We start from the raw sequence: 11478 nt of genomic DNA, 5'->3' as shown, positions 1-11478 counted from the left end.
AATATCTCATTATAACAGTAGTTAATATTAACCTTTGTCGGTTGTTTTCTGTTGAATTTCGTATTTCTATTAATTCTTCAATTTTAAAATTATGCAGTGTTTCAATATTTATAGCTGATCTTCCCATAATAAAATCCTTTCTATACAATRTTRTATTTAAAAATTTACGTATATTAAGTATTTGTAGAAAGATTTTTATTATTCAGTATAATTTTAGCTATCAACTTGGAACCCTATATTAATCTTCAAGCCATATCTATATTTTTTAATACTTGATCTTTTTGTTTTTAAAAAGTATCTCCCTTAATATATAATAGATATGTATTAAAACTTTATAATTTAATTATATTCCAAAATTATGAATTTAGAGAGGTATTTCTATGAAACAAATTAAAAAATTAAAAAAAATTAAAAAAACTATTAAAAAGCTTAAAAATAAAGTTATTAAAAAGAAAACTATTAAAAAGAAAATTATTAAAAAGAAAAAATAATTAAATTTACACCACATTTTTATATAAAAAATAACTAGCCTATAACTGGCTAGTTATTTGTTTTATATTTACTACTATTAATTTAAGCTATAGCTACTTTCTTTTTCAATTTCCATATCTGTCTTTTTTACACACATTATTGCAACTACAATACTAGCTAATTCTGATATTGGTATAGTTGCCCAAACTCCATTTATTCCAAAAACCTTTGGTAATACTAATAATGAAATAAGTACAAATATAATCCCTCTACACATTGAAACTAATGTAGATGATTTAGAACTTTCTATTGATTGAAAATATGAAACCATAGATATGTTTGATCCCATAAATAAAAATGCTATAAAATAGATACCAATTCCATTAACTGTTATAGATGTAAGCTTATCATTTCCTCTGCTAAATAGACTAACTATTAATTCTGGGAATAAAAATCCTATTCCATAAAATACTACGCCAAAAGAAAATGCTGTTATCACACCTAATTTCAAAGCTTTTTTAGCTCTATCATATTGTTGTGCTCCGTAATTTATACTTATTATTGGTTGAATAGCTTGAGCTATACCATTAAATATAGCTACACATATCAGCGATATATTTGCAATTATACTATATGAGGATACACCAATTGAACCTATTAAATTACCTATAACCATATTGAATGCAAATATTATTAATCCATTTGACATTTCCATTATAAAACTTGGAAAACCATTTTTAAATATTCTCTTTAAAATTTCTATATCTATTTTTAAATTATCACAAGTAATTCTTAATGTATTATTTCCTCTTATAAAATGAGTGCTTAAGAGTACTATTGTTACTACTGGAGACATTGTTGTTGCTATTGCTGCACCTTTCATTCCCCATCCTAAAATAAATATAAATATATAATCAAATATTACATTAGCCATATTTCCTGCAAGCATACTCCACATTGCAAGTTTAGGATTTTTATCATTACGAACAAAAATCGCCAAAGTATTAGCCATTAAAAATGCCCAACTAAACCAAACAATTGCCCCTAGATAACTTTTTACCATTGAAAAAATTTCTTCAGTTGCACCTAAGCCATAACATAGTTTATTTATAAATACTACGGAAAAAATAGTTATTATTAATCCTATTAAAATATTAACCAATATAGATGTAGTGAATATTTTATTTACTCTATCATATTCTTTTTTTCCCATGGATACTGAAACTGCTGTTGCTCCACCTATTCCTAATAATAAAGCTACTGCTGAAAAAACATTAAATATAGGTATTACTATATTTAATGCAGCAAGACCATCGCTTCCTACCCCTCTTCCTACAAATATTGTATCGAATAAAATATTTAAAGATAAACCTATCATTCCTGCAATGCTTGGGATTAAATATTTTATAAATGTTTTCTTTACATCATCTTTTAATAAATCTACTCTTTTCCCCATAACAATTCCTCCTCTAATTAAATTAAATATATCTAAAAGTGTATCTAAAATTACTTTAGAACACTTTATTTATGCGCCAAGAGGTATTGTAAAGGTTATAGCGACTATAATGTCAAGATATTTTTTTCGAAAGAAATATAAGCTTTCCTTTTATTCTTTTGTCACATAATTATCCCTATTCTGAATTTAATGTTTTTATAAAAAAAGCTAAAAGTAATTAAACAAACTTACTTTTAGCTATTTTTTAAATATTATTAAATTCAACTGGTATTTGCATTTCTTTTATGTATTCATCACTATAATCTGAAAAAGTTATATCTATTATCGTTATCATTACTCCATCACCACTTACGCTGTAATTATTATCTTTTATGAATCTCATTAACTTATTAAAATATTTCTCCTCATCATCACCAGTATACGTAATAGTAGCATATATTCCTTTCTTTAAAACTTTAATATAGTCTTCTTTGATATTAGCATTTTCAACTAATAACCCTACTGCATCTAAATACTTATAATTTCCATTTAATATGTTTTCTTTAGATATTGTGGAGCAAATTCTACTATTAAAAATATAATTGTCATATTTAACTTTTTTGTATAATTCTTTCAAACCGTATTCAAAATTCACACTATTTCCACCGTTTTTTAAATTGTATGACACAACTTTTCTTGATTCCATTTCTCTAAAAGAACATATGTATAAATTATTATTATCTCTATAATATTCAACTATATTAATTTTTTCTCTAACATTTTTTAAATGTTTATTTAAAATATTTATTTCTTTTTTTAAAATTTTTTCATGTTCCTTTAACAAATCTACCATTTTATTTAAATCTCTGTCATGAAAATATGCTTTAATCTCATCTAGAGAAACTCCTAATTTTTTAAAAAACAATATAGAATCTAACATTGGAAATTGTTCTACATCATAATATCTATATTGATTCTCTTCATCTATGTGTTGTGGCTTAAAAAGTCCTATTTTATCATAATATCTAAGAGTTTGAGTTGATACATTATGTAACTTTGCCATTTCTCCAATTAAAATTTTATTTTTCATTTAAAATTCACCCTTATACCTTTTGCTTTTGTTAAGTTTATATTTAACTTTTAATTTTAGATTTTATATATATAATAATCTCTTCAAATTCAGATACTTTAAACACTTTTAACAATAAACCATAAATAACTACACCTATTATGATAGATATACCTATTGCTAGTAACATATTAATCTCATACATGAAATCATAAGACAGTTTAACTATAGCTCCCATTATTAATGAAGCAATAAATATTTTTAACGTCGGTTTAAATATAGGTTTAGTCTCTATATTTTTTATTTTTTGTTTTACACTTCCAAATAACAATATAGTAGCTACTATTGCAGCTAATGAAGTTGATAACGCTAGTCCTTTTAACCCTAGTTTTTCTATGAATAATAAACTTAATATTATGTTTATTATTACAGCTATTATTCCATTTATTGTAGATTTTTTTGTATCTTGAGCTGCATATAATGATTTATTAAATATATCTCTAAGCCCAAAAAAAGGTATACCAATTGCATAATAAGCAAGTGCAGAAGCAGTCATTTCTACGCTTCTATCATCAAATATTCCATGTTTAAATATTACAGTTATAATAGGTGTACTAAGTACTATTAATCCTATTGTACATGGAAATAATATCATATTCATATTATTTATACCCTTTTCCATATAAAATTTGAATTTCGCTCCATCATCTTCACTTATAGCCATAGACATAGTTGGAAAAATAACGGTTATTATAGCCACTGCAAAAGTAGCATAAATAACATCGGATACTCTTTGACCATAAACCAATGCAGATATTCCTCCATTAGCTATGCCTGATGCTAATGTTTGATCCACTAGTTTATTTATTTGATTCGCAGATGCTCCAATTATTACTGGCAAAATCAACATTAGCATTTTTTTTATTCGTTTATCTCTTAAATTTAATATAGGTTTAAACCTAAATCCATGTTTATATAAAAATGGAATTTGAGCTAACGCCCTAAGTGCAGCTCCAATAACTGTTGCAATTGTTAACCCATATACACCACCACTTGCACCAAATAATATGTAAACTATAACCGGAATATTGAATATAAGTCCAACAACTGTTGGTCCTAAAAAATCATCCATAGTTTGAAGTATAGCAGTATACCCTGAATGCATAATCAAAAACACTAAAGTTACAACACTAATTCTAGTAAGATTTACCGCTAAGTTAAAAGTTTTACTATCTGCATTTAACGCCATAATTTTTACAATCGCCGGAGAAAATATAACGCCTAAAATAATTAGTATTATTCCTAATAACGTTGTTATATTCATAATATTATTTGCAAAATCAAACATTTCTTCTTTACCTTTTTTATTTAAGGTATCACTCAGTATTGGAATAAATGTTGTTGTAATAGCTAATGCAATCATAATAAATAAAAAGTCCGATACATTCATAGCTATATTATAAGCATCTGTCTGATAGGTAGTTCCAAAAGCACTCCCCACTAATGCATCTCTTAAGAATCCTATAGCTTTATTTATAAGTGTCATAATCATAATGACCGTAGCAGCTTTTGCTAATCTTTTCTTCATAATTTCCTCCAAATGCTTTTCTTATCACTTCCATAATATTATACACTATAGACAAACTTTTCTTCTACTATACTATATGGAAATAAACTCAAATTTTAATTTACACAAAAGAGGGGTTGTATCAAAATCAAGTTTAAAAAACTTCATTTTGATACAACCCCGTCTATTTCCACTATATATTTAAATGTTTCTAAATCCACTAATCACTATATTTATTTAAATTTTATAAAACTAGTAGATAATTATAAACTATACAAATTTGAGCAATAACATAAGTTATCCAAACCCAAATGGATTGATTTTTAAGACCTATCTCCTTTATTTCTGATAAAGATATTATAAAATCCGAAATCATAAATATAGTTGCCCCTATAGTTAAAATAATAAATTCCCCTTTAGATTCTATTGCTAAATTTAATGATAAAAACATCATAGTTGATATAAGAATTGAGTAAATTAAGCTAATAAAATTAAATTTTTTAGTTCTTGTATTGTTATAAACAAACTTTTTCCATACACCTAAAATTACTATATAACCTATAATGAAAATTAAAATCAGTCCACCAAATTCATATTGAAAAATCTTAGTAATTTCTATATAACTTAATATATAAAGTATATGTGCTAGTGAAAAAAACGTCATACCTAACATTAACCTATCTTTTGATTTTATAAGCTTTGCCATTGCCATATCCCCAATTGCTGAAAAAGTCATTCCTAAAAATATGAACATTAAATATGTTTTTAAATTTTCATTGTTATTTGTTTCCCAAAAAATGAAAGCCACTATTATCATTGAAAAACTAAATAACATTTTTATGAAAGTATGAAGTTCACCATTGGTTTTTCCTTCTTTTTTGCATCTAATCGTTACATAAACACTATCTAAAATTATAATTATAAACTGCAATATTGGAATTAATAAAAATATCCGTTTTGCTACCAACACAAAATTCACCTCCATTTGTTTGAACTAGGCTTTAAAGTTATTCATTTATCAAATGAGAAAGTTTTAATTAATATTTTCCCAATAACTAACAGATTGTTTTAGTTAAAAGTTAAGAGTGACTAGTGAACAGTTGTAGTTATTTTTCTCAACTGATAACAAAAATTTCATGTGTAAATTTAATTTCAAGATTGTATCCCTCTATAGGGTTCCAAGTTGACTCTTAAAATTATCCATTCCAAAACCTGGATACCTAAAATAGTGAGACATGCTCCGAATCATTTAGAATTCAATGCTGAAGCTTGTATGAAAATATTTTAAAGTTATTGAATAAATTTAAATTGGAGCTTGTTTCCCTATATAGGGTTCCAAGTTGACTCTTAAAGTTATCCATTTTTAAACTTGGATACCTAAAATAGTGAGGCATGTTCCGAATCACTTAGAATTCAATGCTATATTTCATATGAAGCATTTTTAAATCATTGAATAAATTTAAATTGGAGCTTGTTTACCTATACTTATAAATAAATTACTTTAATATATAAACCAATTTAATTATAATCCTGTCTCTGTCTCTTCTTCTATAACTTCTTCTTCTCTCAATTGATTAGTCATCTTACCTATAGTAAAAAAAGTAATAAATTCTTTCCATGTTATAGGTAATATTATTGCATACGCTACTGGATATATATCATTTTTATTTTTTACATATGCAATATTAACAAAAAACTTTATACTTTTAAAATAAATATCATCTTCTTGTTCAATTGTTTCAGCATCTACCTCTAATTCTCCTAAATCCTCTAACCCTTCAAAATTTCCATTTTTATATTTATTAACCCAATATAAAAGTATTATAAAAAAATATTCTATAGTTATACCAAACTGAATATCAATAGCTACATTTCTTATAGGCGCAACGAAAATAGCTTGTATAGATGATAATAATTGTTCTTCCTCACTACCTAAAGCATTTTGCAATTGTCTACTTGGAATATTTCTTATTCTGCCTGTTCCCATTTTAAATTCCTTTTGTGTTATTTTTTATTTTATTTCTTATTAATATACTATTTCAAGCTTAATAATTTTATGAATTCTTTAATATTAAATAAGGATAAATTTTAATTATTTACTTAATACTATACTTAAAAGCTATTCTAAAATCATTATTAAAATCATTTTATGAAAGGAGAGTTATAATGAATAAAATACATCTCAATATTTCCGGCATGGCAAATTCAGAGAGTAAAACTAAAATTAAAAATTCATTAACTAAAATAGAGGGGATTCAACAAATAGCAGTTGATCTTGCAAGAGGATCTGTGGAAATTGAATATAATTCACCTGCTACTGAAAATGAAATAAAAACTTGTATTGAAAATACAGGCTACTCAATAAAATAATTGGATAAAAATAGGCAGTAATTTAAAAAATTACTGCCTACTTTTATTATTTTCTATTTTAAAACATATTTTTAATGCTTATAAATATTAATTGTTCAACTCTGTGATTCTACCTTTTTCACACTTATTTTTTTACTTTTCAAACTTTCACTTTCTCCTTCAACTGCATATAACTCCTTTGTAAAGGCTACAATTACAATCAGCATTATAATACCAAAAGGCAATGCCATAACTATTGATGCACTTTGCACCATAGCAAGCCCTCCAGCAAAAAGTAGTACTATAGTTATTCCAGCTTGCATCATCCCTAATACTATTTTTTTAGAATTTTTAACTTCTGTATTTCCATTTGATGTTATCATTCCTAAAACGTAAGTTGCAGAATCTGCACTGGTTATAAAAAATGTAAAAAGTAAAATTACAGCTATTATTGACATTATCCATCCTAATTGATATGTTTCAAAAACCATGAATAATGCAGTTTCAACTTTTTCTATAGCAACCATTCCAACATCTAACGGTGCATTAATACCTAAAGTTCCAAATACATTCATCCAAATAATGCAAAAACCAGCTGGAACAAACAATACCCCTCTTATAAATTCTTTTATAGTTCTACCTTTAGATACTCTGGCTATAAATATTGCTACTGATGGAGCCCATGCAATCCACCATCCCCAATAAAATATAGTCCATTTCCCATACCATTCACCTTTTACAAAGATATTATTGTTAGTAGTAACAAGTTCTACCGCATACCCTTTTAATCCTAAGATTAAATTATTGAACATATCACTAAATGGTCCTATAATAATTGCCATAACTAAAAATATCCCTGCCAAAATCATATTGGTATTAGATAATATTTTTATCCCTTTGTTTACACCTGTACAAGCAGATATTAAAAATAACACTGTTATTATTGATATTATTATTATCTTTACAACATTGTTATCTGGTACTCCAAATAAATAATTTAGCCCACTGTTTACTTGAAGAGTCCCCATTCCAAGAGATGTAACTATTCCTGCCATCGTTGCTAATACAGTAAATATATCAACAATTTTTCCTAACATTCCATTAGCTCTTTCCTCACCTATTAAAGGTATTAATAAACTACTAATAAGTATGGGTTTTTTTCTTCTAAAATGCATATATGCTAGTGCTAATGCTAAAACTGAATAACATGCCCATGCGGATATTCCCATATGAAGAAATGATTTGGTAAAAGCAAATTCCTTTGCCTCTGGTGTTGCCCCTTGAAGGTTTAACGGTTTAATATAATGTGTTAATGGTTCTGCTACGCCCCAAAAAACTAGTCCTATTCCAATTCCTGCACTAAAAAGCATACAAAACCAAGTTAAATTTGAAAATTCTGGTTTTGAATCATCGTCCCCAAGCTTTACATTCTTAAATTTGCTAAATGCTATCCATATACAAAATAAAAAGAATATAAGCATAAGACCACAATAGACCCATGAAAATTTATCTATTATTATTGAATATACTAAATTTACTCCATTTTCTAAACTAGTTCTAAAAAACACTCCACAAATTACTACCAATATAGCAAATACTATAGAACTAATATAGACTATATTATCTTTCAAAAATTTTTTATTAATATTCTTCTCTTTTTTATAAATCATAAAATTTATCTACCCCCTAAGTGAAATCTTATCCTTTTTATAAAGTTGTCAGTTTTGAGAATAAAAAAATAACTTAATTTTAATATATTAAGTTACTTACTTTTTTTATTCTGACACATTTATACTAACACATAAGTTGTCATATTGCAAATTGTTATAATTATATCTTTATATTGATTTTACATCTTATATTTTTTATGATAAAATTTAAATTTGTGTGAATATATATGGCTCTAAAATTTCCTTTCAACTTATACATTAGAAATTTTCGATGCCTAAATAGTAACCACATAATTGAAAATAGCTTAAATTGAATAATATAATTAGAATAAAAATTTTCTATAATTCATGAATAAATTAAAATTCTAGCTTATTTAACTATATAATTATTCTAATTTCACTTTTAAATTAGCTTTTTAATAAATTTATAACATTTAATTTTTATAGTATATATTTAGGGGAGTGCATATGTATAATGACAAAGAAAGTGAAAATTCCAAACTACATAAGAATTGCTATTGATATAGCTCATAGAATAGTTAAAAATGAATTTGCTGAAGGTAGCAAAATAACAGGTAGAACAACACTTGTAAGTATTTATCAAGTTTCACCTGAAACTATTAGAAGATCTATTGCATTGCTTAAAGACATGGATGTTGTTACAGTAAATGAGAAAAGTGGAATAATAATAAACAGTAGAAAAAAGGCTGTTGAATTTTTAAATAAGTTTAAAACGCAATCTGATTTCAATAACTTAAAATCAGAAACTTTTGAACTATTAAACGAAAAGAAAAAAATTGATAATGAAATTGAACAAAAATTAAATTCTATAATAAAATTTGCCACTCAACTTCGCAATGTAGGTACAATAATTCCCTTTGAAAGTACTGTACCTGTTGACAGTTCTATAATTGGCAAAAGTATCGGTGATCTTAATTTTTGGCATCATACAAAAGCTACAATAATTGGTGTGAAGCGTGATAATGAAACTTTTTTATCTCCTGGACCTTACTTTACATTATTAGCTAAAGATATTTTAATTTATGTAGGTAATGATGAGGTTCTAGAAAATGTTGAAAATTACATGATTAATCCCTTTAATTGAATATAATAGAAAAGTTTCTATGTTTTATAGTATTCATAGAAACTTTTTATAGCATTTTATATTTACTTTTTTAATTTCTTATAAAACTCTTCTGTTTTATTTTTATTTTCAAAATTTATAAATACATATTTCCCATCATTATACTTTATCTTTACAACTTCATTTTCATCATTTAAAACATATAATCTTACATTTCCATGTTTGATTTATACTATTGTTCTTTTATCCATTCATTCCAGGTATCAGGAGAATATCCGATTGTAGCTTTCTTACCATTTCTAACTATTGGAGTTTTATAAAGTTGCGGATTATTTAATAAAACTTCCATTCTAGTCTCTTCTCCTCTTATTTTATCTAGATTCAATTTTTTATAATCCTTCGAAGTAGAATTAATTAAATTGTTTAATCCTACTGCATTTTTTATATTTTGAAGTTCCCCTTTACTGGGAGCTTTCATTTTTAAATCTATAAACTGAAAGTTAATTTTTCTTTCTTTAAAAAATCGTTCTGCTTTTTTTGTATCAAAACATTTTTTTATTCCAAAAATCTGTATATTCATCTAGTACCACCTTTTAAATTTAGTTTTTTATGAAATTAAGTAAATATATAGAGTTTTAAGTTGACTTTTTAAATTATTCATTTCAAAACTTGTATACTTAAAATAGTGAGATATAATCCGAATCACTTAGAATAACACTACATATTGTATAAAAACATTTTAAAGTTATTGAATAAATTTAAATTCGAGCTTGTTTCCCTATATATCATTTTAAAATAAAAAGAAGCATATGAATACCCCATATACTTCCTTTTCATTTTTAATTCATACTTAATCTTTTATAAGATTTTAATGCCATTTCTATCAATTCTTGTGATAAATTTATTATTTCCGAAATCTCATCTTCAGTGAAATCCCATTGTTTAGCAAGATGATCAACTAATTCTCTTTGCTTTTCATGAAAAACTCCATCTGCTAATATCATTCTATATAATTCAAAAATAACTATATTTTTAATTTTCTTTCTTGAATTCTCAAAATCTTTGATTATATCATCAAGTTGCCTTTTTCTAGGGATATATGCATTGTCAAAAAAGCCACATTCTTCAGAAAATTTTTTAAGCATCCAGCTTTCGCTAGCTGTAACATATCTATCAACTTTCATTGTATATTGGGCCAAATCTAAAAAACTTTTTCTTTCTTTTAATTGCAATTCCATTAAAAACATATATATCACCTCTATTTCAAAATATATAAACATTTAAATGGTACATAATCTTTTAAAGTAACTTATAAAAACCAAATTATTATGTACTTAACTTCTATATGACATCTTACCTTAATAACTTTAATTTCAAATTTTATGTTATAAAAATTTAATTTGAACTAAGTTTTCATAATAATTTAAATTAAATTAATTTTTTATTAGTTTATATTAATATACTATAATTTATTATTTTTTTCAAATATATTAAATTCACTTTTTCAAGTATAAATTTTAACTTTTCAAGTATTATCCATTCTATTTGTTATAAATATTTTGTATTATATTTTCATTACTTTACATATTATCTGCATTTCATCGAGGTGAATACATTGGTAAATAAAATTTTAAATTTTTCTAGTATTTTTTTAGCATTAATACTTATATCTTTAGCTTATTCAGATATAACTAACCAAATTTGTTTTATTAAATTTTTTTCTATATTACAGATTATTATTTACCTTTTTATTATATTAATAATTATATTTTTACATAACAAATTAAATGTATTTAAAATTCTTATATGTACATTTTTATGTTTATTAGGACT

Annotated in this window: 10 protein-coding genes; 2 read left to right on the top strand and 8 right to left on the bottom strand. The window is 25.0% G+C overall.

What is annotated here, in order from left to right:
- Positions 1-568: 568 nt before the first annotated feature.
- From ACYUE0_RS06000 to ACYUE0_RS05980, 5 genes are all read right to left on the bottom strand, one after another.
- Positions 569-1927: an MATE family efflux transporter gene (locus ACYUE0_RS06000; RefSeq protein WP_460269866.1), complete on the bottom strand. Its 1359-nt coding sequence runs from the start codon at positions 1925-1927 to the stop codon at positions 569-571.
- A gap of 244 nt (positions 1928-2171) precedes the next feature.
- Entirely contained in the window at positions 2172-2996 is an 825-nt protein-coding gene (locus tag ACYUE0_RS05995) for a MerR family transcriptional regulator (protein ID WP_460269864.1), read from the bottom strand.
- 43 nt (positions 2997-3039) lie between these two features.
- Positions 3040-4563, bottom strand: a complete 1524-nt coding sequence (murJ, locus tag ACYUE0_RS05990; RefSeq protein ID WP_460269863.1) for a murein biosynthesis integral membrane protein MurJ — start codon at positions 4561-4563, stop codon at positions 3040-3042.
- Between the two features lie 223 nt (positions 4564-4786).
- Positions 4787-5512, bottom strand: coding sequence for a lysoplasmalogenase (locus ACYUE0_RS05985; protein ID WP_460269862.1), 726 nt, complete (start codon positions 5510-5512; stop codon positions 4787-4789).
- Positions 5513-6064: 552 nt separating this feature from the next.
- Positions 6065-6529 carry a hypothetical protein gene (locus ACYUE0_RS05980; RefSeq protein WP_061995420.1) on the bottom strand — a complete coding sequence of 155 codons (465 nt, stop codon included), beginning with the start codon at positions 6527-6529 and terminating at the stop codon, positions 6065-6067.
- A gap of 179 nt (positions 6530-6708) precedes the next feature.
- Between ACYUE0_RS05980 and ACYUE0_RS05975 the strand changes: the two genes are divergently transcribed.
- Positions 6709-6912 (top strand): heavy-metal-associated domain-containing protein, encoded by a 204-nt coding sequence (locus ACYUE0_RS05975; RefSeq protein ID WP_199868962.1) that lies wholly within the window; start codon positions 6709-6711, stop codon positions 6910-6912.
- A 95-nt stretch (positions 6913-7007) separates the two neighbouring features.
- Here the strand turns inward: ACYUE0_RS05975 and ACYUE0_RS05970 are convergent, their stop codons facing one another.
- Positions 7008-8561, bottom strand: a complete 1554-nt coding sequence (locus tag ACYUE0_RS05970) for a BCCT family transporter (protein ID WP_460269861.1) — start codon at positions 8559-8561, stop codon at positions 7008-7010.
- Between the two features lie 475 nt (positions 8562-9036).
- On the opposite strand from ACYUE0_RS05970, the gene ACYUE0_RS05965 reads away from it, so the two are divergent.
- Positions 9037-9666, top strand: coding sequence for a TrkA C-terminal domain-containing protein (locus tag ACYUE0_RS05965; RefSeq protein ID WP_460269860.1), 630 nt, complete (start codon positions 9037-9039; stop codon positions 9664-9666).
- Between the two features lie 211 nt (positions 9667-9877).
- Here ACYUE0_RS05965 and ACYUE0_RS05960 read toward each other — a convergent pair whose 3' ends face one another.
- Positions 9878-10225 carry an arsenate reductase family protein gene (locus tag ACYUE0_RS05960; protein ID WP_199868952.1) on the bottom strand — a complete coding sequence of 116 codons (348 nt, stop codon included), beginning with the start codon at positions 10223-10225 and terminating at the stop codon, positions 9878-9880.
- Between the two features lie 259 nt (positions 10226-10484).
- Positions 10485-10892: a hypothetical protein gene (locus tag ACYUE0_RS05955; protein WP_460269859.1), complete on the bottom strand. Its 408-nt coding sequence runs from the start codon at positions 10890-10892 to the stop codon at positions 10485-10487.
- Between the last annotated feature and the right edge of the window lie 586 nt (positions 10893-11478).

The organism is Clostridium sp. CTA-19 (assembly GCF_054767855.1).
The sequence above is the reverse complement of the archived record's forward strand: the minus strand, read 5'-3'. Positions and strand labels throughout refer to the sequence as shown.